This window comes from Streptomyces griseoloalbus, from assembly GCA_014650015.1.
GTDB lineage: Bacteria > Actinomycetota > Actinomycetes > Streptomycetales > Streptomycetaceae > Streptomyces > Streptomyces griseoloalbus.
This window is the reverse complement of the sequence record BMUD01000006.1, coordinates 45,180-71,741: the sequence shown is the minus strand read 5'-3', so window position 1 is coordinate 71,741 and position 26,562 is coordinate 45,180. Positions and strand designations below refer to the sequence as shown.

Genomic DNA, 26,562 nt, shown 5'->3' with positions numbered 1-26,562 from the left:
CCGTGACCCCGCGACCCCGCGACCCCGCGGTCCGGCGGTGCCCGGCCGTCCGGACTCCCGGCCGGTCACGGCACCGGGACCGGCGCAACCCCAGCGCCGCACCCCCCGGTGCCCTTCACTCGCGTGGCCCCCGCGGACAAGCCGTCGCCCGGGCCGCCCGACAGGATGCGGGGCATGGGTATACGCATGCTTCACCGCAGAGCGGCACCCCCGCGGGCCGGCGCCGACGGACCCATCCCCAAGGCGTTCCCGCCGGTTCCCGTCTTCGCGGTCGCCGCAAGTACCGCCCGCACCCCCGCCACCCTCGCGACCGCTCTGCGGCACGCCACGGCAGACATCGGCCGTCGCATCACCGACGGCCGATGGCGCACCGACCGCGCCTCCACCGCCGTACTCCCCGGCCTCCCCGGTCGCCCGGGTCTCCCCGGAGAGCCGCCGCCCTGGCGGCTGTGGGCCGAGCTGGCCCGTGCCTACCTCACCCTCGTTCTCACCCTGCTGCCCCGCCGCCGCCCGGTGCGTACCGTCACCGTGTTCGTCGCGGCGAGCGACACCCTCAGCGTGCGACCGTACGGCCCGGCCGCGGCCCACCGACCTCTTGGAGGTCCCCCGTGGCCGGGATGGCCGGGGTGGCCCGACGCCACGCCCTGACGGCCACCGCGTACAACGGCACCGCGAGGACGAGCCCCGCGCCCGCCCCGAAACACACCGTCGGAATCAGCTCCCAGGGCTTCGCGGTCGACCCCCAGTGGGCCCACCAGCGCGATGCCCGCTGCACCGCTCCCGCCAGCGCACCCAGGACGAGCAGGGCGACGGCCCACCAGCGGTCCCGCGCCGAGAGCAGGGGGACCCCGGACGGCTCGGCCCGAGGTGTGGTGCGGCGCAGCGAGCGCGCCACGAACAGGGCGATCACCACCGCGGCCACCGCCGAGCCGCCGTACTGCATGTACCAGTACAGGGGCGAGCCCGCGATCTCCCGGCCCAGCACGGGAAACACCCGCATACCCCACCGGTCGAGATGCGTGAACGCGTCCCACACCACGTGCGTGAGCGCCCCCAGCGCGGCCGAGACGTACCAGCGCGCCGGCAGCGACGGCCGCACGCGCGCGCGGGGCGCACCGCAGCGCAGCAGCGCCGCCACCCGGCCCTGACGGCCCCGCGGCAACAGCGCCACCAGCGGTTCGCGCACCAGCAGCCACAGCCCCACCAGCGCCCAGGCGATGAACACGTCGACCGTGAACACCCCCCAGAAGGCATGGGTGACGTCCCCGAACTCCATCGCACCCGGCAGGACACTCGCCGCGTAATAGGTCAGGTCGGGAGCGAAGCTGCCCGCGATCAGTACCGCGGGAACCAAGGGACCACGGCCGCTCCCGTCGGCGCGCACGGCGGGCAGTACCGCCGCCGCATGGCTCAGCGTGAACGGCAACTCGGCTCCTCGCCATCGTCGTTGACCGGCCCGCCGGGGACCCGGTGACCGGCAGGCCCAGTATGCGGGACGGCCCGCGCCGAGTCCGGCCGTGCGCGAACGTGATCAACCGGTGAATATCGGGCATGAACGGGTGTCCGGGCCAAGGAAGTTGTCGTAGGGTCGCGAGGGCCGTTCATACCGGGTGCCCGTCGAGGGCAACCGGCGAGGCGGGTAGATCGTCACAACAGGGCGAACACAACACACGTTGACGGACGCTCCGGCATCCACGGGGAGGGGTTCACTCTATGGCGGCGCATTTCGGCAGGAGGCTGCGCAAGGGGGCGGCAACCACCGCAGTGGCCGCGGCGGCGGTGGCGGCCCTGTCCGCGTCCCAGGCGCCGGATGTGACGGCCGACGATCAGGGCAGACAGACCAGCTCCGACGCCACGTCCTCGCCCGAGGAGGCCGCCGACGGCGGCAGCGCGACCGGCAACTCGCCCTACTACACGGACCTGCCGCCGCTCAACAGCCCCAACCCCTCCCCGAGCACCGGTACCGGCCGGACCACCCCGGGCGCGGCCGAGGCCGGCATACCCGCGACCGTCCTCGACGCCTACAAGAAGGCCGAGGCCGCGCTGCGCGAGAAGAAGCCCGGCTGCAACCTGCCCTGGCAACTCCTCGCCGCCATCGGCAAGGTGGAGTCCGGCCAGGCCCGCGGCGGACGCGTCTCCGCCGACGGCACCACGCTCTCCCCGATCCTCGGCCCCCAGCTCGACGGCAACGGCTTCGCCACCATCAAGGACACCGACAACGGCGCCTACGACGGCAACAGCACCTACGACCATGCCGTCGGCCCCATGCAGTTCATCCCGTCCACCTGGGAGTGGGCCGGCCGCGACGGCAACGGCGACGGCCGTGAGGACCCCAACAACATCTACGACGCCGCCCTCGCCGCCGGCCACTACCTGTGCCGCTTCGACTGGGACCTGTCCGACCAGCGCGACCTCGACAAGGCGATCCTCAGCTACAACAACTCGACGGAATACCTGAACACCGTCCTGTCGTGGCTGGAGTACTACCGCAAGGGCAGCCACGAGGTCCCGGACGGCACCGGCACGCTGCCCGAGGACCGCAGCGACGACAACACCGTACGACCCTCCCCGTCGACGCCGGGCACCTCGTCGCCGAAGCCCGGCCCCAAGCCCGGCAAGCCGGCCGGCAGCAGCCCCGGCCCCAAGCCGACCGAGCCCGGCCCCAAGCCGACCGAGCCCGGCAGCCCGAGCACGCCGCCACCGCCCACCACCACCCCGACCCCCACCGACACGGTGGACCACCTGGAGGACGCCGGCACCGCGCGGCTCACCGCGATGGCGGGCGACGCGTTCACCAAGAGGATCAGCACCCGCGCCGAGACGGACGCGGGCAAGGCGGTGGCGAAGGTGCGGATCCGCTTCACCATCGTCGGCGACACCGACACCACCTTCACCGGCGGCGAGAGCGTGGCCACCGTCGTCACCAACAGCACGGGCGTCGCCGTGGCGCCCGCGCTCCAGGCGGGCGAGCAGACCGGCGCGTTCGCCGTCCGGGCCACCGTCGTGGGCCGCACGATCCCGGGCGTCGCCTACAACGCGACGGTCACCGAGCGCGCCGCCGACACCCTCGTCCGCACCAGCGACAAGGCGCTGACCTGCACCCCGGGCGGCGAGTTCGCCGAGCCGGTCGAGGTGAGGGCCACGTACGACGGCGCCGCCGCCGACAAGGTCGCCGCCACCGCCACGCTCGTCAAGTCGGCCGACGACCCGACCGCGAACGACAAGGGCCCCTACTTCAAGGACGCCGACGGCAAGGCGATCCGTACCCTGAGCGGCCTGAAGACGGACGCGAACGGCCTGCTGAAACTGCCGCGGCTGTACGCGGACGACACCACCGGCACGTTCCTGCTCCGCGTCACCACCGCGGGCGGCGCGACCCTCACGGTCGAACTGACCGTGGCGGAGGCGGAGACGACGTCCCCCAGCCCGTCCCCGAGCCCGTCCGAGACCTCCGGCGCCTGACCGGACCCGAGCCGGCCGCGACAGCGACGAGGGCGCCCCTCCACGACCACCACGGAGGGGCGCCCTCGCGCGTGGAAGCCGGAGGGGCGGCTCACCGTCCCAGGCGCGCGTTGGTGTGCCGGGTCGGCTCCGCGGCGGCCGGATCCTTTGGCCACGGATGCTTGGGATAGCGACCGCGCAGCTCGGCCCGTACGCCCCGGTAGCCGTCCCGCCAGAAGGAGGCGAGATCGGCGGTCACGGCGGCCGGCCGCCCCGCCGGGGACAGCAGATGCACCAGCAGCGGCACCCCGGCCACCCGCGGCGACTCCTGGAGCCCGAACATCTCCTGGAGCTTCACGGCCAGCACCGGCTGCTCCGGGTCGGAATAGTCGATCCGGATTCCGGAGCCACTGGGCACGGTGATCCGCTCGGGGGCGAGTTCGTCGAGCCGCGCGGCCTCCCCCGTGGCCCAGGGCAGCAGCCGCGCGAGTGCCTGCCCGGCGTCGATCCGCGCGAGATCGGCCCGCCGCCGGGCACGGCTCAGCTCCGGCTCCAGCCACTCCTCCACGCGCGCGTGCAGTGCCTCGTCGGACACGTCGGGCCACGGCTCACCGAGCCGGCCGTACAGGAAGGCCAGCCGCTGCCGCAGTACGGTCGCCCCCGCCGGCCAGCGCAGCAGCCCGAAACCCTCCCGCCGCAGCCCGTCCAGCAGCGCCGCCCGTACGAGCGACGGGCCGGCGTCGGTATGCGGCCGTACGGCCAGCTCCACCGCCCCGAGCCGCTCGACCCGCCGCGCCACGACGTCCCCGTCGGCCCAGTGCACCTCCTCGCGGGACTCCAGCAGCGCCCCTGCCGCGAACCGCGCGACCGCCTCGTCGACAACCGCCCCGAGCCCCACCCGGGCATGCCCCCGCCCCACGGGCCGGTCGGCCACGGCGACGGCGACCCACACCGCACCGCGCAACCCGGAACCCGCACCCACCTCGGCCCGGGTCCCGGCCACCATCAGATACGACCCGCCGTCCACCCGGGCGACCCGCTCGGGGAAGGCCAGCGCGGCAACGAGCCCGACCCGGCCTTCCTCCCCGCCCCCGGGCACGGACCGGCCCCTGGCCTCGTCACCGTCCGCCGGTACCGGCGCGGCCGGTGGGGGAGCGGCCCGGGCAGGCGTGCCCCCGGTGCCGTCCGTCGGTGTCGGCGTGGAGCGGGGTGCGGCTTGCGCGGCGGGCGGGGGCACCGGCCCGCCCCGCGTGGCGGTGCCGTCCGCCGGTACCGGCGCGGAACCCTCTGTGGCCTCGGCCGGGCCGGAGGCCCCGGACATGAGGTTCCGCAGGCGGCGGACCTCTTTTCGCCACCGCGCGGCATACGCGTCACCCCCGCGCCGGGCGGTGCGCAGCGCGCCGGCGAGGTCGTCGCCGTAGTCGCGCGGGGGTTCCTCGCCGAGCAGGGCGACCACCTCGGCGGCGAGGCCGGCACCCACCACCGGTGCCGCGTCCAGCAGGGCCCGCCCCAGCCGGGGATGCAGCCCCAGCCGCGCGAGCCGCGCACCCCGCTGTGTGGCGCGTCCGTCGGAGTCCACCGCGCCGATCGCCGTCAGGACCGCCCGGGCCGCCGCCATCGCCCCGCCGGGCGGGGGATCCAGCAGCGCCAGCCCGGAGGCGTCCGGGTCGCCCCAGCAGGCCGCCTGCAGCGCGAACGCCGTCAGGTCCGCCACCTTGATCTCCGGGGACGGGAACCGCGGCAGCCGCGCGTCCTCCGCCTCCGCCCAGCAGCGGTACACCGCACCCGGCGCCTCACGCCCGGCCCGTCCCGCCCGCTGCCGCCCCGCCGCCCGCGAGGCCCGTACCGTCGTCAGCGCGCTCAGCCCCCGCGCGTGATCCACGCGCGGCTCCCGCGCGAGCCCCGAGTCCACGACCACCCGCACCCCGGGAACCGTCAGCGACGACTCCGCCACCGAGGTCGCCAGCACCACCCGGCGCCGCTCCCCGGGCGCGAGCACGGCGTCCTGCACGGCGGCCGGCGCCCGCCCGTGCACCTGGAGCACCTCGACGCCGCCCGGATCCGCCGGATCCCCCAACTGCGCGGCGACCCGGGCGATCTCACCCACACCGGGCAGGAACGCCAGCACGTCCCCGTCCCGCTCGGCCAGCGCCCGCCGTATCACCGAAGCCACATGCGTGAGCAGCGCCGGATCGACCCGCATGCCGTGCGGCGGCCGTACCGCACGCGCGGGCGGCGCCCACACCACGTCCACCGGGAACGCGGCACCGCGCGCCTCGACCACCGGCGCGCCGCCCAGCAGCCGCGCCCAGCCCTCCGCGTCCGTGGTCGCCGACGCGGCCACCAGACGCAACGTGGGACGCAGCGTCTCGCGCACGTCCCACAGGAACGCCGCCGCCGTGTCCGCGTCCAGATGCCGCTCGTGGCACTCGTCGAGCACCACCACGTCCACCCCGGCCAGCTCCTGGTCGCGCTGCAGGCGCTGAAGGAGCACACCGGTCGTGACGACCTCCACGCGCGTGTGCCGGCCGACCGCCCGCTCCCCGCGCACCGTGAAACCGACGGACTCGCCGACCCGCTCGCCCAGCAGCCACGCCATCCGCCGTGCCGCCGCGCGGGCCGCGATCCGCCGCGGCTCGGCGACCACCACCCGCCGCGCGGGCCCCGCACCGAGCAGGCCCGCCAGCGCCAACGGCACCAGGGTCGTCTTGCCGGTCCCGGGCGGCGCCACCAGCACGGCGGTGCCGTGCGTGTCGAGGGCGTCGGTCAGCCCGGGCAGGGCGTCGCGCACCGGAAGGGCGTCCAGAGCGTCGTGACGGATCACGCACTCAGTCCCGTACGCACACGAAGATCGCCGTACCCGGGATCAGATTCCCGCGCAGCGGGGACCAGCCGCCCCACTCCGAGGTGTTCCACCCCGGCCACTCCGGCTCCACCAGGTCCACCAGGCGGAACCCCGAGGCGACGACGTCGCGCACCCGGTCGCCGAGCGTCCTGTGGTGCTCGACGTACACCGCGCGGCCCTCCTCGTCCTGCTCCACGTACGGCGTGCGGTCGAAGTAGGAGCCGGAGACGCTCAGCCCCTCGGGACCCGGCTCGTCCGGGAACGCCCAACGGATCGGGTGCGTCACGGAGAACACCAGCCGGCCGCCGGGACGCAGCACCCGGCGCACCTCGCGCAGCACCAGCCGTGGATCGGCGACGAAGGGCAGCGCCCCGTACGCCGAGCAGGCCAGGTCGAAGGAGCCGTCGGCGAAGGGCAGCGCGCCCGCGTCGGCGCACACCAGGGGGAACGGCCCGCCGATGCGCAGCGCGTGCTGCAACTGCCGGTGCGAGATGTCCAGGGCCACCGGACGCGCCCCCTGGGCGGCCAGCCAGCGCGAGCACTGGGCCGCGCCGGCGCCCAGCTCGAGGACGTCCCGCCCCTTCAGTTCCTCCGGCGGGCCGAGCAGCTCGGCCTCCACCTCGTCCAGCCCCTCGGGACCCCACACGAAGCGGTCGTCGCCGAGGAACGTGCCGTGCTCGACCTGATACTCGTCCGCGTTGCGGTCCCACCAGCCACGGTTGGCGCGTGAGCTCTCCGTGACTCCGGCGTCCCGTCGGGTCGCCTCCGGTCCGGGCGCTTCGGGCTCTTGGATGATCGGCTCCCTCGTCGTACTCTTCCGTCCAGCCGGACCCCGGTGTGTCGCCGAAGGGTGCCACGGGCCCCATTGTGGCCTCGGGGGACGGGAATTGTGCCGGGTATGCGGCGATCCGCCCCGGGTGGGCGGCTTCGCGCATTGACCCTGCCCGGCTGCCCCCGTATGCTACAAGTTGCGCTGCGGGCCTGCGCACCTCAGACGTAGCAGGCTGCGCTCGCATCTGTTGTATGTCCCCTCGGTTCTCGAGGCGTCATCACCAGTTTCTTGGTGAGGCGCTTCCTTGGCTGTCCGGCTTCTGCAGAGCGAAACGGGCTCCGGCGTAGCAGTACCTACGACTTCAATGTCCGTACCGGAGCCCTTTCCCACATGACGAGCAGCACCGAGACCACCGCCACCACCCCGCAGGTAGCGGTCAACGACATCGGTAACGAGGAAGCCTTCCTCGCCGCGATCGACGAGACGATCAAGTACTTCAACGACGGCGACATCGTCGACGGCGTCATCGTGAAGGTCGACCGGGACGAGGTCCTGCTCGACATCGGTTACAAGACCGAAGGCGTCATCCCGAGCCGCGAGCTCTCGATCAAGCACGACGTCGACCCCAACGAGGTCGTCGCCGTCGGTGACGAGATCGAAGCCCTTGTTCTCCAGAAGGAGGACAAGGAAGGCCGCCTGATCCTCTCGAAGAAGCGCGCCCAGTACGAGCGTGCCTGGGGCACGATCGAGAAGATCAAGGAAGAGGACGGGATCGTCACCGGTACCGTCATCGAGGTCGTCAAGGGTGGTCTCATCCTCGACATCGGCCTCCGTGGCTTCCTCCCGGCCTCCCTGGTCGAGATGCGCCGCGTTCGCGACCTCCAGCCCTACGTGGGCAAGGAGCTCGAGGCCAAGATCATCGAGCTGGACAAGAACCGCAACAACGTGGTCCTGTCCCGCCGTGCCTGGCTGGAGCAGACCCAGTCCGAGGTCCGCCAGACCTTCCTCACCACCCTCCAGAAGGGTCAGGTGCGGTCCGGCGTCGTCTCCTCGATCGTCAACTTCGGTGCCTTCGTGGACCTGGGTGGCGTCGACGGCCTGGTCCACGTCTCCGAGCTCTCCTGGAAGCACATCGACCACCCGTCCGAGGTTGTCGAGGTCGGCCAGGAAGTCACCGTCGAGGTCCTCGACGTCGACATGGACCGCGAGCGTGTCTCCCTGTCGCTGAAGGCGACCCAGGAAGACCCGTGGCAGCAGTTCGCCCGCACCCACCAGATCGGCCAGGTCGTGCCCGGTAAGGTCACGAAGCTGGTTCCGTTCGGTGCGTTCGTCCGCGTGGACGAGGGCATCGAGGGTCTGGTCCACATCTCCGAGCTGGCCGAGCGCCACGTGGAGATCCCGGAGCAGGTCGTCCAGGTCAACGACGAGATCTTCGTCAAGGTCATCGACATCGACCTCGAGCGCCGCCGCATCAGCCTCTCGCTGAAGCAGGCCAACGAGGCCTTCGGTGCCGACCCGGCGACGGTCGAGTTCGACCCGACCCTGTACGGCATGGCCGCGTCCTACGACGACCAGGGCAACTACATCTACCCCGAGGGCTTCGACCCCGAGACCAACGACTGGCTCGAGGGCTACGAGACCCAGCGCGAGGCGTGGGAGACCCAGTACGCCGAGGCGCAGCAGCGCTTCGAGCAGCACCAGGCGCAGGTCATCAAGTCCCGCGAGGCGGACGAGAAGGCCGCTGCCGAGGGTACCGACGTGGCGGGTGCGGCTCCGGCCGCGTCCGGTGGTGGTTCGTACTCCTCCGAGGGTGCCGACAACTCCGGCGCGCTGGCTTCGGACGAGGCGCTGGCCGCGCTGCGCGAGAAGCTGGCCGGCGGCCAGAGCTGATCGCTCGCCGCTGAGGCTCAGCCTGTAACCGAGGGGCCGTACCTTTCGAGGTGCGGCCCCTCAGTGCTGCCCTGCGGGGGTCGTGGGTCGCCTGCGGGCCGGCGGTGGCTTGTCGCGCAGGTCCCCGCACCCCCGGGGAGCCGCCCCGCACCCCTGGGGAGCCGCCCCGCACCCCCGGGGAGCCGCCCCGCACCCCCGGGGCGCCGCCCCGCGCCCCTGCGGGCGATGCCCGGCGCCGTTCGAGAGGGCCTGCCACCTGAGGGAGTTGCCCGCGCCTGGGAATGTCGGTGCCGCGTGCCACGTTGTGCAGTACGAACACGAGGAGGAGCGGTCACTGTGCTTGATCCGCAGGGTTTGTACGCATGGGAGCCGAAGGGGCTCGGCGTCGTCGACATGGCGCTCGCCCAGGAATCGGCCGGACTTGTCATGCTCTACCACTTCGACGGATACATTGACGCGGGCGAGACCGGGGACCAGATCGTCGACCGGCTGCTCGACTCGCTGCCCCACCAGGTCGTCGCCCGGTTCGACCACGACCGGCTCGTCGACTACCGCGCCCGGCGCCCGCTGCTGACCTTCACCCGCGACCGCTGGAGCGACTACGACGTGCCCGCGATCGAGGTGCGCCTCGTCCAGGACGCCACGGGAGCCCCCTTCCTGCTGCTCTCGGGGCCCGAACCGGACGTGGAGTGGGAGCGCTTCGCCGCCGCCGTCCAGCAGATCGTGGAGCGGCTCGGCGTCCGCCTGTCGGTGAACTTCCACGGCATCCCCATGGGCGTGCCGCACACCCGGCCCGTCGGCATCACCCCGCACGGCAATCGCACCGACCTCGTCCCGGCGACCAGCAGCGTCTTCGACGAGGCGCAGGTCCCCGGCAGCGCCGAGGCCCTCGTCGAGTACCGGCTCATGCAGGCCGGCCACGACGTCCTGGGCGTCGCCGCGCACGTGCCGCACTACATCGCGCGGTCCCCGTACCCGGACGCGGCACTGACCGCGCTGGAGGCGGTCACAGCCGCCACCGGACTGGTCCTGCCCGGCGTCGCGCACGCCCTGCGCACCGACGCCCACCGCACCCAGACCGAGATCGACCGCCAGATCCAGGAGGGCGACGACGAACTCACCGCCCTCGTCCAGGGCCTCGAGCACCAGTACGACGCCGCCGCGGGCGCGGAGACCCGGGGCAACATGCTCGCCGAACCGGTGGAGATCCCGTCGGCGGACGAGATCGGCCGCGAGTTCGAGCGGTTCCTGGCGGAGCGCGAGGGGGACGGCTAGGGCCTGTCTGACGATTCCCGCCTGCCTCGGGCGACGACGCGAATCGTCAGACAGGCCCTACCAGGACGGACCCCGGCCGGGTCCGGCGGGACCCTGCCGCCGGGCGGGGTCGGACGGACCCTAGGCTGCCAACCATGCTGACAGTGGGTTTGACCGGCGGGATCGGCGCCGGCAAGAGCGAGGTGTCGCGGCTGCTCGTCGAGTGCGGAGCCGTACTGATCGACGCCGACCGCATCGCGCGTGAGGTCGTCGCACCGGGGACGCCCGGCCTGGCGGCGGTCGTGGACGCCTTCGGTGAGGAGGTCCTCACCGAAGGCGGCAGTCTCGACCGGCCCAGGCTGGGCTCCATCGTCTTCGCCGACCGGGAGAAACTGGCCGTCCTGAACTCGATCGTCCACCCCCTGGTGGGCGCCCGCTCCCGGGAACTGGAGGAGGCTGCCGCCGAGGACGCCGTCGTGATCCACGACGTCCCCCTCCTCACGGAGAACGGCCTCGCCGGCCTCTACGACCTCGTGATCGTCGTCGACGTGCGCCCCGAGACGCAGCTCGACCGGCTCATGGGCCGGCGCGGGATGAGCGAGGAGGACGCACGGGCGCGGATGGCCGCCCAGGCGACACGCGAGCAGCGCCGGGAGATCGCCGACATCGTCATCGACAACGACGTCCCCCTCGACGAGCTGGAACAGCGCGTCCAGGAGGTGTGGGCCGAGCTCGTCCGCAGGGCACGGACGCCCGCGAAGTCCCCGCGGGAGCAGCAGGAATAGCAGCCCCCGGACAGCGCGTTGAACTCCTTCAGCAAGGGAAGGATGTCGCCGTGCCCGAGACCAGTGGTTCGACCGGACGTACGCCGGAGACGCATGTCATCGACTTCCGTGCCGCCGAGCACCTGCTCGCCTCGCGGGACCCGCGGGGCGCGGTGAAGCTGCTCGACGGTGTCATCGACGTCCACCCCGAGAACACCGCCGCACGGCTGCTGCGCGCACGTGCCTTCTTCGCGGCGGCCCAGCTGCGGCCCGCCGAGCTCGAGTTCTCCCTCGTCCTGGAGCGCGAGCCGGACAACGCCTTCGCCCACTTCGCGCTCGCCCGCACCTATCAGCGTCAGGGCCGACCCCACCCGGCCAAGCGCCACTTCCGGCTGGCGGCCGCGCTGGACCCGAACCCGGAGTACCTGAAGGCGGCCCGCTTCGAAGCGTGACGGCCCGCGCCCGCCCTCGTCCCGGCTACGGCCGGCTCTCCGGGGGCTGGTACGGCGGGACGTCGGGACCCGGCTGGTAGTGCGGCCCCTGGCGGATGTGCCGGAGGACGACGACCAGGTCGACCGTGACGAGCAGCCACAGCAGCCCGCAGACGAGCGCCCAGCCCGGATGCCCCGCGATCGCGAACGCCGCCGTCCCGGCCACCGTCCAGACCACCCCCCACACGCTCAGCCAGAACCGCATCCGCAGCGCACTGCGCGCGGTCGTCGGCTCACTGCCCGTACGCATCACGATCACCACTCCCGCCGGCGACGTACGGCTGCCTGGATCCGGGTTCCCGGAACGGAGTGGTTCACCGCCCGCTACCGGCACTCACTCGATCGGGTGAACCTGCGGTGGGTGGGAACGGGTGTGCGGACGCGGTCCGTTCGACGGGCATGGAACTGAGAATGCGTGAGGGGTACGAGGGGACGGGACCCGGCGCGATCACCCCGGACGGCTGCGCGGTGGAGCTCTACTCGCGGCTGCCCGTCGGGGCGGAGCCGGACATCATCGCCGCCGCGGTGCCGGCGGGGGCCCGTGTGCTGGAGCTGGGCAGCGGAGTGGGACGGATGACCCACGCGCTGCTGGAGCGCGGCTTCGAGGTCACAGCGGTGGACGAGTCCGCCGAGATGCTGGAGCGCGTGCGCGGGGCGCGGACGATATGCCGCCCCATAGAGAAGCTCGACCTGGGCGAGACCTTCGACGTGGTGCTGCTCGCCTCCTTCCTGGTGCACGCAGGGGACGCCGAGGTGCGGCGGGGCATGCTGCGCACGTGCGTGCGGCATCTGGCGGAGGGCGGATGCGTGCTGATCCAGCGGGAGGGCGAGGACTACCACACCCATGTGCCGCGTGAGCGGGTGGACCCGGCGGGCTTCACCGTGCGGATCCTGTCGGCGGAGCCGGTCGGCGACGGGGTCAACTCGGTGCACGCGGAGTACGTGTTCCCGGACGCGGTCTGGACGCAGACGTTCCGGGCGCGGCCGCTGACGAGGGAACAGTTCGAGGAGGCGCTGGGGGAGGCGGGGTTGAGAGTGGACCGGTATCTGACGGAGGACAGGACGTGGGTGAGGGCGGTGCCGGTGGCCGGCGGCTGAGCAGCGCCGAATCCGCCCCGGACGGCGATGAGTTCGCGGGCGGGGGACGGTCCATCCCTGTGGTCGCTGACAGCGTTCCGTCGACCGCCGGGAGGAGGCGTGTCTCAGCTCCCACCGACATCGTTCCGGTCGCGGCCACGTGGCGGGGGAGGGGAGGGAGCGTCTCGCGGGCCCCCGGGCCGGCGCGCGGTCACGACCGTGCCGTACCGCCGGATCCTCCACCACGGGACCTGCCGCCACCCTTCGCACCTCGGCCGCCGGACCCGCCACGACCACCGGTCCCGCCGGCCGCTCCGCCACGATCACGGGACCTGCCCGCACCTCCGCCACGCCCACCCGTCCCAGCGGTCCCGCCGCGGCCACCGGCATCACCGGGCGCGGCGCCCCGGCCACCCGGACCACCGGGTCCACTCGGGCCGCCGAGCCCGCCCGGCCCACCGGGTCCGCCCGGGCTGCCGAAGCCACCCGGTCCACCCAGCCCGCGCAGACGTTCGAGTTCCCGGCGGTCGCGCTTGGTCGGGCGGCCCGCGCCGCGGTCACGGACACCGGCCGGAGCGACGGCCTCACGCGGCGGAGGCGGCGGCGAGTTGTCGATGTAGCACTGAGCGGCCACCGGGGCGCCGACCCGCTTACGGATCAGCCGCTTGACGACGACGACCCGCTCCCGGTTCTCGTGCCGCAGGCGCACCTCGTCGCCGACGCGGACGGAGTGCGCGGGCTTGACCCGCTCCCCGTTCAGCCGCACATGACCGCCCCGGCAGGCGGCGGCGCCGAGGGACCGCGTCTTGACCAGGCGCACCGACCAGATCCAGCTGTCGATGCGGACGGACTCGCCGCCCTGCGGCCCGGCCGCCTCCGCAGCGGCCACGGCCGCGGCGATCCGCGGATCCGCAGGCGCGGGCGCCGCCTCCCCGGCGGCCCCACCCGCATCACTCGCGGGCACCGCGCCGCCGACCGGCCGCGACTCGTCCGCCGCACCCCCGGCCCCACCCGTCCTGTCGTTCTCCGCACCCTCGGCAACCATGGTTCCGACCTTAGCCCGCCCACCCCGCGGACCGTGCGGGGATTTCCGTGGGCGTCACGACCTGCGGGATCGCCGCCGTGCCGACCAGGGGACGGCCGCCGTGCATCATGGTCTCCGTGCCGGGTGCCGGGTGCCGGTTGCCGGGTGCCGGTTGCCGGGTGCCGGGAGCGGGGTGCCGCCACCGTTGTGGACCGGGCGGCCGGCCGCGGGGCTCCCTGCCGGCCCCGGACGCGCCGCCCGCTCCACCCGTACGAGGGCGACGTACCAGTCCGGCCCGCCGTGGTGCGCCGCGCACGCCGCGAGCAGTGTGAAGGCGGAGTCCGCACCCGGCGTGGTCCGGGCCCTACCGTGGAGCCATGGATCCCAGCGGCCTCGCCCGTCTCGACCGGCGCATCGCCGGCTGCCGTGCCTGCCCCCGGCTGGTCGACTGGCGTGAGGAGGTCGCCCGTACCAAGCGCGCGGCGTTCGCGGACTGGACGTACTGGGGCAGGCCGGTACCCGGGTTCGGGCCCCCGGACGCCCGGCTGCTGATCGTCGGACTGGCACCCGCGGCACACGGCGGCAACCGCACGGGCCGGATGTTCACCGGGGACCGCTCCGGGGACGTGCTGTACCAGGCGCTGTACGACGTGGGGCTCGCCTCGCAGCCGGCCTCCGTGCACGCCGGGGACGGCCTGGAGCTGTACGGCGTACGCGTCACCTCACCCGTGCACTGCGCCCCGCCCGCCAACAAGCCCACCCCCGCGGAACGGGACGCCTGCCGCCCCTGGCTCGTGCGGGAACTGCACCTGCTGCGGCCGACGCTACGGGCCGCGCTCGTCCTCGGCGCCTTCGGCTGGCAGGCCGCGCTGCCCGCCTTCGCCGAGGCGGGCTGGACCGTGCCCCGGCCGAGGCCCGCCTTCGCGCACGGCGCCCACGTCGCCCTGGACGCCGCCGACGGGCCCGCCCTCCAACTCTTCGGCTGCTTCCACGTCAGTCAGCGCAACACCTTCACCGGCCGGCTCACCCCGGAGATGCTCCGGGAGGTACTGCGCTCCGCGGCCGGGGCGGCCGGGCTGCCCACCACGAAAGGGTGATGAACCCTCGTCCCGCGCACGTTACGGTGCTCCGATGGGCTTGTATCCGGAGATCGAACCGTACGACCACGGCATGCTCGACGTCGGAGACGGCAACCGCGTCTACTGGGAGACCTGCGGGAACCCGCGGGGCAAGCCGGCGCTGGTGCTGCACGGCGGTCCGGGAAGCGGCGTGCGCCCCAACTACCGGCGCTACTTCGACCCCGCCGCGTACCGCGTCGTGCTGCTCGACCAGCGCGGCGCCGGACGGTCGACACCTCCCGCGAGCGACCCCGCCACCGACATGAGCGTCAACACCACCGCCCACGTCATGGCGGACCTGGAGCGGCTGCGCGCCCACCTGGGGATCGAGCGGTGGCTGGTGTGGGGCCTGTCGTGGGGCTCGGCCCTGGGACTGCGGTACGCGCAGACGCATCCCGGGGTCGTGTCCGAGCTGGTACTGACCGGAGTCGCCATCGGCTCCAACGCCGAAGTGGCCCTGCTGACCCGTGGGTTGGGGCAGATCTTCCCGGAGGCCTTCGAGGATTTCCTCGCCGGACTGCCCGCCGACGAGCGCGACGGCAATCCGGCCGCCGCGTACAACAGGCTGCTCGAGTCGCCCGACCCGGAGGTCAGGGAACGCGCCGCGCGGGCCTGGACCGACTGGGAGACGGCGACGATCCCCGCGCCGCCCGGTTCGGTCGCCCGGTTCGAGGACCCCGAGTTCCGCAGGGGCTTCGCGCGGACCGTCACGCACTACTGGGGCAACGACCACTTCCTCGGCGAGGGCAACGACGAGGGCGTGGTCCTGCGGGACGCCCACCTCCTCAAGGGCATCCCCGGCACCCTCGTGCAGGGCAGCCTCGACTTCGGCAACCTCCTCGGTATCGTCTGGCGGCTCCACCACGCCTGGCCGGACAGCGAGCTGGTGATCGTCGACGAGGCGGGCCACGACGCCGGAGCGGTCGGCGACGACGCACTGGTGGCGGCGACGGACAGGTACGCGCGCGGCGCCTGAGAGGTACGCGCGGCACCTGACAGGTACGCGCGGAGCCTGAAAGGCCGGCCTTACGGCCGCCACGCGTACCGCACGTCCGGCTCCCGTTCCTCGTTGCCGGAGCCGTCCGTCCACTCGACGGCCGTGAAACCGTGCCGCTCGTAGAAGCGGTGGGCGGGAGTGTTGACCTGGAAGGTCCACAGGCTCAGCCCCCGAGGACGGCGCTCCTTGGCGAGCCGGACGAACCGGTCGCCGATGCCGTGCCCACGCCGTTCCGGTGCGAGATGGAGCTGGGAGAGCTCTTCCCCTTCCAGCACCATCACCCCGACGACCGCGCCGCCGTCCGACGGTTCCGCCTGCGCCACCCACGTCTCCGCCGCGGGGAGCACCACGTCGCGGAAGTGGGCGCGCACCTCGTCGTCGGAGTGGGGCCTGACGACCGTGGGCAGGGCGGCGGCGAAGGACCGCAACCACACGTCGGCCACGGCCCGGGCGTCGGCACTCGTCGCCCGCCGCAGCAGGACCTGCGCCCTGTCGTCCCCGCTCACGGACGCGCGTCCTCGGGTACGACGGCCGTGGCCGTGATCTCCACCAGCTGTCCCGCCACCTGCTCGGCCCGGCGGACCGGGTCTCCCTCACCGAACAGCTCTCCGTCCCCGTCGAGCGGGACGGACCCCGCCAGGAAGGCGAGCCCGGTTCCCGCCTCGACGACGGAGGCATGGGCATGGCCGGGCGGCGGGAACAGGCCGGGCACGGTGACGCGCTGGATCATCGGGGCCCTCCTGGGGCGGCGATCGGTCGACCCGCCGATGGTCCGTCTTCGGGCCGGTCGCCGCATCCGGTTTTTCCCCGCCGCCCCGCGTGCGGTGCAACTACGGGTGCAGCACCACCTTCGTGTAGCCCTCGATCCGCTTGTCGAACTTGTCGTAGGCCGACGGCGCCTGATCCAGGGGCAGTTCGTGGGAGACGACGAAGCTGGGCTTGGCCCTCCCCTCGATGATCATGTCCCGCAGGTACCGGTTGTAGCGCTTCACGTTGCACTGTCCCGTCCCCACCCGCAGACCCTTCTCGAAGAGCTTGCCGATCGAGACGAGGAGCATGCCCTGCCGGGCCTGCTCGTCCGGGCCGCCCGGATCGGACGGGACGTAGAGGCCGGGCACGCCGAGCGCTCCGGTGGCCCTGACCGTACGCACGAGTGAGTTCAGGACGGTCGCCGGTTCCTCGCGGTCCGTGCCGCGCGCCGCCGCCTGGTAGCCCACGGCGTCGATGCCCTTGTCGGTGCCGGTTCCGTCGGTCTGCTCGTGGATCTGCTCGACCGGGTCGCCCTCGGCGAAGTTGATCGGCACCGCGCCGATCTCCTCGGCCTTCTGCAGCCGCTCGGGAACCCGGTCCACGACGAACACCTTGCTCGCGCCGCGCAGCAGAGCCGAGTAGGCGGCCATGAGCCCGACCGGCCCCGCGCCGTACACCGTGACGCTCTCGCCGGGGCGGACCTGGGCGAGTTCGCAGCCGTGGTAGCCCGTGGGGAAGATGTCGGCGAGCAGTACGAAGTCGTTCTCGTGCTCCTTTCCCGGCGGCAGCTTCAGACAGTTGAAGTCGGCGTAGGGAACGCGGAGGGATTCGGCCTGGCCGCCCTTCCAGGGCCCCATGGCGACGTAGCCGTAAGCGCCGCCCGGGAAGCCGGGATTGACGGTCAGACAGTAACCGGTGAAGCCCTCGACGCAGTTGGTGCAGAATCCGCAGGCGACGTTGAAGGGCATGACCACGCGGTCGCCCTCCTTGAGCGACGTGACGCCCTGGCCGACTTCCGCGACGGTTCCCATGTTCTCGTGGCCGAAGGTGATGCCGGGCTCGGCGGCGGTGCGTCCCTCGTACATGTGCAGATCGGAACCGCAGATCGCGGTGGACGTGACCCGTACGATCACGTCGTTCGGATGCTGGATGGTGGGATTCTCGACGTCTTCGACCGCTACCTCGAACGGTCCCTTGTACACGACGGCCTTCATGGCTACGACCTCCGCTCGATGGCGTACGTGTCCGGTTGCCGCGCCCCTCCCGACTCTCCGCGTGACCGATATCTCATGATTCTCCGGTCTGCTCGATGGGGCAAGCCGGTAATATCCGCATGCATAACGTCCGACGTCGTACCGAGAGTCGTACCGAGAATGGAGAGGGGTGGACATGGCGGCGCAGCGGCTGGGAACCCTGCTTGTCCCCGTGCCCGGGCTGTCCGGCACCACTTATCCGCCGGGCACGACCGTGACTGTCCGTGGTCGCGGCGCGACGGTCGACGCCTTCGTCGACGGAGACTGGCTGCCTCTGTCGTGGTGGGAGTTCTCCGACGGTTTGCGCGAGGACATCGCGGACCGCTGACCTTGGTCCGTCTCCCCCTGCCCGCTGACCCCCGTCAGGTGACGTGGACCCAGTCCAGGGTGCGCTCCACGGCCCGCTTCCAGTCCTGGTAGCCGTCCCGGCGCCGTTCCTCGCTCCATTGTGGGCTCCAGCGCTTCGACTCCTGCCAGTGCGAGCGCAGCTCGTCGGTGTCCCGCCAGAAGCCGGTCGCGAGCCCGGCGGCGTACGCGGCGCCCAGTGCGGTGGTCTCGGCCACCACGGGACGGCTGACCGGCACACCCAGTACGTCGGCCTGGATCTGCATGCACAGGTCGTTCGCGGTCACGCCGCCGTCGACCTTGAGGACGTCCAGGTGCACGCCCGAGTCCTGTTCCATGGCCTCGACCACGTCGCGGCTCTGGTAGCAGATGGCCTCCAGTGTGGCCCGCGCGATGTGACCCCCGGTGTTGTAGCGAGCCAGCCCCACGATGGCGCCACGGGCGTCCGAGCGCCAGTAGGGGGCGAACAGACCGGAGAAGGCCGGAACGAAGTACATCCCGCCGTTGTCGTCCACCGAACGCGCCAGCTGTTCGCTGTCCGCGGCGCTCCTGATGATCTTCAGCTGGTCGCGCAGCCACTGCACGGCCGCGCCGGTGACGGCGATGGATCCCTCCAGCGCGTAGATCACCGGGCTGCCCGCGAACTGGTACGCCACCGTCGTCAGCAGCCCGTGCCGCGAACGCACCAGTTCCGTGCCCGTGTTCAGCACCAGGAAGTTGCCGGTGCCGTAGGTGTTCTTGGCCTCGCCGGGGGAGAAGCAGACCTGGCCGACGGTCGCGGCCTGCTGGTCGCCGAGTACGCCGGTGATCGGGACGGCGGCGCTCAGCGGCCGGGAGGAACGGGCCCGGCCGTACGCCTCGGGATCGGACGAGGGGCGGATGACCGGCAGCATCGCGCGCGGGATGCCGAAGATGTCCAGCAGTTCCTCGTCCCAGTCGAGGGTCTCCAGATTCATCAGCATGGTGCGGCTGGCGTTGGTCACGTCGGTGGCGTGCACGCCACCGTTGGGCCCTCCGGTGAGATTCCACAGCACCCAGGCGTCCGTGTTGCCGAACAGGGCGTGGCCCGCCTCGGCGGCCTCGCGCAGTCCGTCCACGTTCTCCAGCAGCCACTTGATCTTGCCGCCGGAGAAGTAGGTGGCGGGCGGCAGGCCGGCCTTGTGGCGGATGATCGCGCCCCGGCCGTCACGATCGAGGGCCGCGGCGATGCTGTCGGTGCGGGTGTCCTGCCAGACGATGGCGTTGTAGTACGGGCGGCCGGTGCGCGGGTCCCAGACCACGGTCGTCTCGCGCTGGTTGGTGATGCCGATCGCCTGCAGATCGGTGGCCGACAGCCCCCCGTCCCGCAGAGCGTTCTGGATCACCGTGTTGGTGCGCTCCCAGATCTCCACGGGGTCGTGCTCCACCCAACCCGACCGCGGCAGGATCTGGCGGTGCTCGAGCTGGTGCCTCGCCACCTCGTTGCCGGCGTGATCGAAGATCATGAAGCGCGTGCTGGTGGTTCCCTGGTCCACCGCGCCGACGAATTCGGGCATCGTTCGCCACCTCTTCTCGTGACCGCTCTTCTCGTGACCGGGCAGGCCTGTGTGTGCCTGGGCGGTGTCGTTCGGATCGTGCCGAGCCGAGCGGGGCCCGGCACGCGCGTCTGCCGTGTTGTCGTCGGTTGCCGGGGCTCCGCCCCGGCGCCCTCCTCCGCCTCGCGGCCGCACGCACCGGACCCGGCTCGGCTCGGCCGCAAGGCGCCGTTTCGGCGGAGTCGGCCTGATCCGGCACCGCCTAGGGCTGTTCGGTGGCCGGGCCCTCCTCGGCCGCCTCCGACCTGGCCTTGATCACCGGGCTGATGAGCAGGTCGTACACCCAGGCGCCGAGCACTCCACCGATAAGGGGGCCGACGATGGGGATCCACCAGTACCCGCTGAACCATCCGAAGGTCCCGGGCAGGGCGATCGAACCCCAGCCTTCGAAGAAAGTGAACAGCCGGGGTCCGAAGTCGCGTGCGGGATTGATCGCGTATCCGGCATTGGTGCCGAACGTCATACCGATCGCGACGACCACCAGGCCGATGAGAAACGGGTGGAGATTCGACATCGGAGCCGTATTGCGGGTGTCGATGAGTGCGCAGACCAGCAGGAGGAGGATTCCGGTCCCCACCATCTGGTCGAGCAGGGGGCCCCACCACGAATCCCCGAAGTATTCGGCGGGGAATGTGGCGAAGATCGAGTAGGTCGCCAGCGATTCGTCCCGCGGGACCCCCGCCTTGGCGTCCGCCGCGTCGATCGCCCACCGGTAGCACGCGTAGACGAGCGCGGCGGCGACGAAGGCGCCGACGACCTGCGCCAGCCAGTAGGGCAGGACCTTCCGCCAGGGGAAGTCCCTGCGTACGGCGAAGGCCAGCGTCACCGCGGGATTGACGTGGGCGCCGCTGATACCGCCGGCCACGTAGATGGCGAACACCACGGCGAGACCCCAGCCCCAGGAGATGATGAGCCAGTTGGCGGGTCCGAACTCCACCACTTGCCGGCCTGATCCTGGCAGACCGACAACAGCGACAGCAACCGACCCGACTCCCAACAGAATCAGTACGAAAGTCCCCAGGAATTCGGCGAGCATCTCACCGCCGAGGCCTTTTCGGTAACCGCGTCGACGTGCAATGCGTTCAGCCATCGGCTCTCCTCGGCTGGAATGGCACGGGCCTTCCCTCCCTCAACGGAAGCGTAGGTGTACCGGAGGGATAGGGCGCGCCGAGCGCCACAATTCCTCCCAACAGAGCAATGCGCGCGACAGCGCTCATCCGCCCGCGCCCGCGGTCATCGGCGGCCGGCCTCCCCTGTACGCTCGCGGGTCCGCCGCGTTCCGCCCCGACCGACAGGAGCCCGCAGCATGCACTCCCGCACGGACCAGGCCTTCCTCGACGCCACCGCCGACCGTCTCGCCGGCCTGCCCACCGTCCGGGCGATCGCCCTCGGCGGGTCCCGCGCCCAGGGCACCCACCGGACCGACAGCGACTGGGACATGGCGATCTACTACCGGGGCGCCTTCGACCCGGACGACCTGCGCGCGGTCGGCTGGGCGGGGGAGGTCTCCGAGATCGGAGCATGGGGCGGCGGCGTCTTCAACGGGGGTGCCTGGCTGACCATCGACGGGCGCCGGGTCGACGTCCACTACCGCGATCTCGACGTCGTCGAGCACGAACTGGCGGAGGCGGAGGCGGGCCGCTTCCGCGTCGAACCGCTGATGTTCCACCTGGCGGGCATCCCGACCTACCTGGTGATCGCCGAGCTCGCGATCAACGAGGTGCTGCGCGGCGAACTGCCCCGCCCCGCCGCATACCCGGACGCGCTGCGCGGCACCGCTCCCGAACACTGGCGCGGTACGGCCGCCGCGACGCTCGCCTACGCGCGTGCGCACCACGCCCCGCACGGCCGTCTCACCGAGGTCGCCGGGGCCATCGCCACAGCGGCGCTGCACAGCGGGCACGCCGTGCTGGCCGCACGCGGCGAGTGGGTCACCAACGAGAAGCGGCTGCTCGACCGCGCGGGACTTAGGGGCGTGGACGGCATCCTCGCCCGGATGCGGGACAACCCGGAGTCGCTCAGCGCCGCCGTCGCCGACGCGGAGGCGCTGTTCGCGGCGTCACCGCGCTGACTCCGCGGCGTGCCAAGGTTCGAGGAGCCGGCCCGGCACGCCGGACCGGCTCCGGGCCGAGCCGTCGCCCCGAACGGTGACGGTGGTGTTCCGGCCGGCCCCGTGCCGGTCGGGACACCGGCGCACCTGCCCTACCGTCTTGCCGGGGCCGGCGGGACGGGGCATGACGCCCCAGCCGTCCGCGAGGGCGTCCACCAGGAGCAGGCCGCCGTCGATGATCGGGTCCGCGGTCCTGGTCCATCCGAAGGGCCGGGTCCGTTCGTCCACCGGAAGGACGCCCGGCCCGGGTTGCGTTCACAGAGAAGGCGTCTCGCGCCCGCATCGTCACCTGCCCGAAACACGCTCGTTCGCCCCCTTCCGACAACGCCGCCTACCGTGGAGGACGCGTTCCCCTCGGCCCGGTCACCGTCGCCCGTGAGCTAATCCACCCCCGACGCGACCACTGGAGCCCCGTGACCCGCCCCGCCCGCGCCCTACCCCCGTGGCTGGCCCATGCCCTGCGAGCCCAGCGCGGACCGGTCTCCTGGAGCGCGGTCGTGCGGGGCGCGCTGGGCGGCGGGCCCCTGCTGCTCGCGGCCGTGCTCGGCGGGCGGCCCACGCTCGGTGTCGTCGCCGCCATCGGGGCCATGTTCGCCGGGATCAACGACCGGCCGGGGAGCAGGCGGGCCTCGGTCGGGCGGATCGGCGGACCCGCGCTCGCGGGGGCGGCCGGGCTGGTCGCCGGGACGTATGCCGGGGACCACGTCCCGGCCGTGCTGCTCACGGTGGTGCTGACCGGTCTCGGTCTGGTCGCCGGCGGGGTCAGCGCGCTGGGGCCGGTGGGTTCCGCCGTCGGCACGCAGCTGCTGGTCGGCGCGGCCGTCGGCGCCGGGATGCCGTTGCCCGAGCCGGGATGGCAGCGGGCGCTCGCCTTCCTCGCCGGTGCCGGGTGGCTGCTCCTGCTGCGGCTGGCACTGCCCACCCCGGGTTCGCTCGCCGGGGACTTCCGGCTCGGCTTCCGGTTCGACGGGGAGCGGCACGCCGTCGCCGGGGTGTACGACGCCGTCGCCGCGCTGCTCGACGCGACCGGCTCGCAGACGGCCACCGCACGGCGGGCCGCGCTCACCGCCGCCCTCGACCAGGCGCAGGACGCGCTCGCCGGTCCCCGGCTGCGGCGGTACGCCTCGTCCGCGGCCGAGCGGCGGCTGCACGCGCAGTACGCCGCCGCGCTGCCGCTCGCCGAGGCGGCGACCGCGCTGGCCTGGGCGGAGGAGGCCGTACCGGCCCGCGCGTCCGAGGGACCTCGGCGCCTCGCCGCCGCCGTGCGCGGCAACACCCCCACCGGGCCGCTGCCCGCCCCCTCCCGGTCCGCTCCCGCGCTGCGCGCCCTCGACGACGCCCTCCTGAACGCCGCCGAGGCCTTCGACCGGGCGGACGGCGGCGACCTGCACAGCCGCAAGCGGTCCCGCGCCGCCCGCGCCCGCACCGTCCTCGGCGCGCGCGGCCGCGAGTATGGCATCCGGGTCGCCCTCTGCTTCGGGGCGAGCGCCGCCATCGCCCAGGCCCTGCACCACGCCCGCTGGTACGGGCAGCACGAGCACTGGTACTGGCTGCCCGCCACCGCCGTCTTCCTCGTCAAGCCCGACCTCGGACCGCTCGCCTCCCGGGTGCTCTCCCGGGCCGCCGGAACGGTCCTCGGGGCGCTCCTCTTCGCCGGGTTCGCCGCGGTGCTGCCCCGGCCGGAAGGGCTCATCGCGCTGGTCGCCCTCAGCGGGGCGCTGATCCCCGTCGCGACCCGGCACTTCGCCGCGCAGACCGCCGTCGTCACCGTGCTCGTGCTGGCCCTCGTGATGGTCGGCGGCGAACCCCAGGCCTCCGTCGGCCGGATCGCCGAGACGCTGCTGGCCTGCGCCGTCGTGCTGGTCGTCGGCCACCTCCCGATGCCGGGACAGCGCGGCGACGCCATCCGCGCCCGGCTCGCGGAAGCGGGCGGAGCCGCCCGGGCGTATCTCGACCACGTGCTCGGTGAGTCCGGCGACCGCGCCGCCCGCTGGGCCCTGCGCCGCGAGGCCTATCGCACCCTCGCGGAGGCCCGTACCGCCATCGCCCTCGCCTCCGCCGAGCTCCCGCCGCTCGCCCGGCACGCGGACGGCGCCGACGAGATCGCCACCACCCTCGAACGGCTCGTCGACACCACCACCGCCTGCGCCGTCCAGCTCGACGACACCGGCGGGCTCGACCCCCGGCACGTCCGGCGACTCGCCGAGCTCCAGGACGAACTCGCCCTCCGCCGCGACCGCGTGGGGCTCCGTCCGTCGGACCTGCCCGTCGCCGGCTGAGCCGGCGGCCGGTCTCACCCGACGCGCACCCACACCGGCGCGTGGTCCGACCCCGCCACCCCGCGCCGCTCCGCGGGGTCGGGACCGACCGACGGCAGCCGCGGCGGGACCTCGTCCGGCAGGCCCGTGCCCGCCACCGTCACCCGACGCACCAGCCGGTGACTGAGCAGCACATGGTCGATCAGCTCCCGGCGACCGAAGTTCACCCGCGAATAGCGCTGCGCGGCGGGGATGAGCGGAGCCACGTCCCACAGCCGGAACGCGTCGCCGTCGTCCGGGCGGTCGTAGCCGGGCGTGCCGATCTCCGAGCCGGGCGGGCCGAGCAGGATCTGGGTGGTCGCCGCCTGCACCTCGTCGTTGAGGTCGCCGAGCACCGCCACGTCCCGGTCCCGCCCGTCGCCGTCCAGCAACTCGTCCGCCAGCGCGCGCAGGGCCACCGCCTCCGCCGCCCGCCGGTACAGTGCGTACGCGCCGTAGCGGGCCCGTTCACCCTCGTCACGCGGATGGAAACGGCCGTTCGGATACGACAGCAGCTTCGACTTCAGATGGCACACCGCCACCCGCAGCGGCGGCCCGTCGCCGTCGCCCGCCACCTCCACCGCGAGGAAGCCCCGGCCCGCCTGCCCGGCCGTCAGCCCCGCGTCGTCCGCCTGCACCGGCAGCAGCTCCGCCGGGAACGCCACGGTGTCGGCGACCACCGTCGGGTCCGTACGGCTCAGGAAGCCGACCCGTATGCCCCGGCTGTCCGCGTGCTCGGACAGGGCGATCCGCCAGTCGTCGTCCAGCATCCCGGCCAGGTCCTCCAGCGCGCCGGGGTCGCCGACCTCCTGCACCCCGAGCAGCGCCGGATCGAGCTCCGTGATCACGGCGGCGAGCGAGGCCAGCTTCGATGCGTACGCGGCCTCGTCCTCGGGCCCGAAGGGGCCGCCGGGCCGGTAGAGGTTCTCCAGATTCCAGGTGCCGAGGAGCATGCGGGCCCCTTTCAGCCGTGGGCGGGCTCGTGGTGAGGCCGGGGTGCGCGCCCGGCCCGCCCCGCGACAGAACCGCGACAGGATGTCGAGGTTCGGCTCACCCCGGGTCAGGAGCGCGTCGTACGTTGACGTGATGACGCCCTCTGCCGTGGAGAGTCCCGCCGGACTCATCATCACCGGATGCACTGTCCTCACGCACGACGATCAAGAAGGGATCGGATTCGCGCAGGACGCGGCGATCGTCGTACGCGACGGGGTCGTGGCGGAGGTGACCGGCGCCGAGGCGGTCGCGGGCCGGGCGGCCGACGAGTGGATCGACGCCCGTGGGCAGGTCGCGCTGCCGGGCCTGATCAACTGTCATACGCACGCCCCGATGGTGGCCCTGCGCGGTCTCGCCGAGGACCTGCCGACCGACGAGTGGTTCAACGACGTCGTCTGGCCGGTGGAGTCCAACCTCACCGAGCGGGACGTCGAGCTGGGCGCGCGGCTCGCCTGCGCGGAGATGATCCGGGGCGGCGTCACCTGCTTCGCCGACCACTACTTCGCCATGGACACGGTCGCCGCCGTGGTCGCCGAGTGCGGGATGCGGGCGCTGCTGGGCGAGGCCTACTTCTCGTCCCAGGGACCCCGAGGGCGGGAACGGTCGCTGGAGTTCGCGCTGCGGCACCGGGGCTCGGCCGACGGACGCGTCACCACCGCACTCGCCCCGCACGCCCCCTACACCGTGGACGACGCCGATCTCGCCGCCACCGCCGAACTGGCCCGCGCGCACGGGCTGCCCGTGCATCTGCACGCGGCCGAGAACCGCGACCAGACCGAGACCAGCCTGGCCCGGCACGGCGTCACCCCCATCGAGGTCCTGCACCGCACCGGCGTCCTCGACACCGATGTGCTCATCGCCCACGGCACCGGCATCGTCGAGAGCGACCTGCCGCTGCTGGAGCGCGCGGACGGCCGTACCGCGGTGGCCACCGCACCCCGCGGCTACCTCAAGTTCGCCTGGCCCACCACCACCCCCGTCCGCGCGCTGCGCGGCATCGGCGTCCCGGTCGGACTCGCCACGGACGGCGCCGCCTCCAACAACTCCCTCGACGTGTGGGAGGCGATGGCGCTCACCTCCCTGATCCAGAAGTCGACGGAGGACGACCCCCGCTGGCTGACCTGCCGTCAGGCCCTGCACCACGCCACGCTGCAGAGCGCCCGCGCGGTCGGCCTCGGCGAGAGCGTCGGCAGCGTCGCGCCCGGCCGCCGCGCCGACATCGTCCTCGTCGACCTGACCGGCCCGCACACCCAGCCGGTGCACGACCTCGCCGCGACCCTGGTGCACAGCGCACGCTCCGCCGACGTCCGTACGACCGTCGTCGACGGCCGGATCCTCATGCGCGACCGGGAACTGCTCACGATCGACGTCCCGGCGGTGGTACGGGAGCTGGGCGAGCGGCTGCCCGCGCTCGTCGACCGGAGTCACGGCCGGCGGATCCAGCAGTACGACACCTGAGAGCGGACGCAGGCGTACGACTCCCGAAGCGGACGCGGGCGTACGACTCCTGAAACGGACCCGGGAGTGCCGCACCCGAAGTGATCCAGGGGTGCGACACCCGAAGCCC

Annotated in this window: 23 protein-coding genes and 1 pseudogene; 12 read left to right on the top strand and 12 right to left on the bottom strand. The window is 73.1% G+C overall.

Going from position 1 to position 26,562, the window contains the following annotated elements; all coding sequences use genetic code 11:
• Positions 1–553 precede the first annotated feature (553 nt).
• Positions 554–1,426: a DUF4184 family protein gene (locus IE178_RS11015; protein WP_193512110.1), complete on the bottom strand. Its 873-nt coding sequence runs from the start codon at positions 1,424–1,426 to the stop codon at positions 554–556.
• Between the two features lie 287 nt (positions 1,427–1,713).
• Here IE178_RS11015 and IE178_RS11010 point away from each other — a divergent pair, with 287 nt between their 5' ends.
• Complete coding sequence (locus IE178_RS11010; protein ID WP_193512109.1) at positions 1,714–3,462, top strand: lytic transglycosylase domain-containing protein; 1,749 nt, start codon at positions 1,714–1,716, stop codon at positions 3,460–3,462.
• A gap of 91 nt (positions 3,463–3,553) precedes the next feature.
• Here the strand turns inward: IE178_RS11010 and IE178_RS11005 are convergent, their stop codons facing one another.
• The gene (locus IE178_RS11005) at positions 3,554–6,265 is read right to left on the bottom strand and encodes an ATP-dependent RNA helicase (RefSeq protein WP_193512108.1); all 2,712 of its coding nucleotides are present in this window, start codon (positions 6,263–6,265) and stop codon (positions 3,554–3,556) included.
• Positions 6,266–6,269: 4 nt separating this feature from the next.
• The gene (locus IE178_RS11000) at positions 6,270–7,079 is read right to left on the bottom strand and encodes a class I SAM-dependent methyltransferase (protein WP_373301133.1); all 810 of its coding nucleotides are present in this window, start codon (positions 7,077–7,079) and stop codon (positions 6,270–6,272) included.
• 369 nt (positions 7,080–7,448) lie between these two features.
• Between IE178_RS11000 and rpsA the strand changes: the two genes are divergently transcribed.
• From rpsA to IE178_RS10980, 4 genes are all read left to right on the top strand, one after another.
• Positions 7,449–8,948 (top strand): 30S ribosomal protein S1, encoded by a 1,500-nt coding sequence (gene rpsA, locus IE178_RS10995; RefSeq protein WP_184763459.1) that lies wholly within the window; start codon positions 7,449–7,451, stop codon positions 8,946–8,948.
• A 336-nt stretch (positions 8,949–9,284) separates the two neighbouring features.
• Positions 9,285–10,223 (top strand): PAC2 family protein, encoded by a 939-nt coding sequence (locus tag IE178_RS10990; protein ID WP_184763460.1) that lies wholly within the window; start codon positions 9,285–9,287, stop codon positions 10,221–10,223.
• A gap of 134 nt (positions 10,224–10,357) precedes the next feature.
• On the top strand, positions 10,358–10,987 hold the full coding sequence (gene coaE, locus IE178_RS10985) for a dephospho-CoA kinase (RefSeq protein WP_184763461.1): 630 nt from the start codon (positions 10,358–10,360) through the stop codon (positions 10,985–10,987).
• 50 nt (positions 10,988–11,037) lie between these two features.
• On the top strand, positions 11,038–11,418 hold the full coding sequence (locus tag IE178_RS10980; RefSeq protein WP_145869906.1) for a tetratricopeptide repeat protein: 381 nt from the start codon (positions 11,038–11,040) through the stop codon (positions 11,416–11,418).
• Positions 11,419–11,443: 25 nt separating this feature from the next.
• Here IE178_RS10980 and IE178_RS10975 read toward each other — a convergent pair whose 3' ends face one another.
• The gene (locus tag IE178_RS10975; RefSeq protein ID WP_184763462.1) at positions 11,444–11,707 is read right to left on the bottom strand and encodes a DUF6343 family protein; all 264 of its coding nucleotides are present in this window, start codon (positions 11,705–11,707) and stop codon (positions 11,444–11,446) included.
• A 161-nt stretch (positions 11,708–11,868) separates the two neighbouring features.
• Here IE178_RS10975 and IE178_RS10970 point away from each other — a divergent pair, with 161 nt between their 5' ends.
• A complete protein-coding gene (locus tag IE178_RS10970) occupies positions 11,869–12,555 on the top strand; it encodes a class I SAM-dependent methyltransferase (RefSeq protein ID WP_193512107.1) in 687 nt (228 codons plus the stop codon).
• A gap of 190 nt (positions 12,556–12,745) precedes the next feature.
• Here the strand turns inward: IE178_RS10970 and IE178_RS10965 are convergent, their stop codons facing one another.
• The gene (locus tag IE178_RS10965; RefSeq protein WP_193512106.1) at positions 12,746–13,579 is read right to left on the bottom strand and encodes an RNA-binding S4 domain-containing protein; all 834 of its coding nucleotides are present in this window, start codon (positions 13,577–13,579) and stop codon (positions 12,746–12,748) included.
• 356 nt (positions 13,580–13,935) lie between these two features.
• On the opposite strand from IE178_RS10965, the gene IE178_RS10960 reads away from it, so the two are divergent.
• On the top strand, positions 13,936–14,655 hold the full coding sequence (locus IE178_RS10960; RefSeq protein ID WP_184763465.1) for a uracil-DNA glycosylase: 720 nt from the start codon (positions 13,936–13,938) through the stop codon (positions 14,653–14,655).
• Positions 14,656–14,689: 34 nt separating this feature from the next.
• Entirely contained in the window at positions 14,690–15,652 is a 963-nt protein-coding gene (pip, locus tag IE178_RS10955) for a prolyl aminopeptidase (RefSeq protein WP_193512105.1), read from the top strand.
• A 50-nt stretch (positions 15,653–15,702) separates the two neighbouring features.
• Here pip and IE178_RS10950 read toward each other — a convergent pair whose 3' ends face one another.
• The 3 genes and pseudogenes from IE178_RS10950 to IE178_RS10940 all read right to left on the bottom strand — a co-directional run bounded on the left by IE178_RS10950 (position 15,703) and on the right by IE178_RS10940 (position 17,637).
• Entirely contained in the window at positions 15,703–16,179 is a 477-nt protein-coding gene (locus IE178_RS10950; protein ID WP_193512104.1) for a GNAT family N-acetyltransferase, read from the bottom strand.
• 38 nt (positions 16,180–16,217) lie between these two features.
• Positions 16,218–16,403 (bottom strand): annotated as a pseudogene (locus IE178_RS10945) (RidA family protein); the annotation flags it as partial.
• Positions 16,404–16,503: 100 nt separating this feature from the next.
• The gene (locus IE178_RS10940) at positions 16,504–17,637 is read right to left on the bottom strand and encodes a glutathione-independent formaldehyde dehydrogenase (RefSeq protein ID WP_193512102.1); all 1,134 of its coding nucleotides are present in this window, start codon (positions 17,635–17,637) and stop codon (positions 16,504–16,506) included.
• A 175-nt stretch (positions 17,638–17,812) separates the two neighbouring features.
• On the opposite strand from IE178_RS10940, the gene IE178_RS10935 reads away from it, so the two are divergent.
• Positions 17,813–18,004 carry a hypothetical protein gene (locus tag IE178_RS10935; RefSeq protein ID WP_145869913.1) on the top strand — a complete coding sequence of 64 codons (192 nt, stop codon included), beginning with the start codon at positions 17,813–17,815 and terminating at the stop codon, positions 18,002–18,004.
• A 34-nt stretch (positions 18,005–18,038) separates the two neighbouring features.
• Here IE178_RS10935 and glpK read toward each other — a convergent pair whose 3' ends face one another.
• Both glpK and IE178_RS10925 read right to left on the bottom strand, forming a co-directional pair.
• The gene (gene glpK / locus IE178_RS10930; RefSeq protein ID WP_193512101.1) at positions 18,039–19,556 is read right to left on the bottom strand and encodes a glycerol kinase GlpK; all 1,518 of its coding nucleotides are present in this window, start codon (positions 19,554–19,556) and stop codon (positions 18,039–18,041) included.
• 241 nt (positions 19,557–19,797) lie between these two features.
• Positions 19,798–20,685, bottom strand: coding sequence for an MIP/aquaporin family protein (locus IE178_RS10925; protein WP_318279980.1), 888 nt, complete (start codon positions 20,683–20,685; stop codon positions 19,798–19,800).
• A 216-nt stretch (positions 20,686–20,901) separates the two neighbouring features.
• Here IE178_RS10925 and IE178_RS10920 point away from each other — a divergent pair, with 216 nt between their 5' ends.
• Positions 20,902–21,666, top strand: coding sequence for a nucleotidyltransferase domain-containing protein (locus IE178_RS10920; protein ID WP_193512100.1), 765 nt, complete (start codon positions 20,902–20,904; stop codon positions 21,664–21,666).
• Here IE178_RS10920 and IE178_RS35840 read toward each other — a convergent pair.
• Complete coding sequence (locus tag IE178_RS35840; protein ID WP_318279979.1) at positions 21,655–21,933, bottom strand: hypothetical protein; 279 nt, start codon at positions 21,931–21,933, stop codon at positions 21,655–21,657. The genes IE178_RS10920 and IE178_RS35840 overlap by 12 nt on opposite strands.
• Positions 21,934–22,118: 185 nt before the next feature.
• Here IE178_RS35840 and IE178_RS10910 point away from each other — a divergent pair, with 185 nt between their 5' ends.
• Complete coding sequence (locus IE178_RS10910; protein WP_193512099.1) at positions 22,119–23,984, top strand: FUSC family protein; 1,866 nt, start codon at positions 22,119–22,121, stop codon at positions 23,982–23,984.
• 14 nt (positions 23,985–23,998) lie between these two features.
• On the opposite strand, the gene IE178_RS10905 is transcribed toward IE178_RS10910, so the two are convergent.
• Entirely contained in the window at positions 23,999–24,955 is a 957-nt protein-coding gene (locus IE178_RS10905; RefSeq protein WP_193512098.1) for an endonuclease/exonuclease/phosphatase family protein, read from the bottom strand.
• A 133-nt stretch (positions 24,956–25,088) separates the two neighbouring features.
• On the opposite strand from IE178_RS10905, the gene IE178_RS10900 reads away from it, so the two are divergent.
• Positions 25,089–26,453 carry an amidohydrolase gene (locus tag IE178_RS10900; RefSeq protein WP_184763475.1) on the top strand — a complete coding sequence of 455 codons (1,365 nt, stop codon included), beginning with the start codon at positions 25,089–25,091 and terminating at the stop codon, positions 26,451–26,453.
• Positions 26,454–26,562 lie beyond the last annotated feature (109 nt).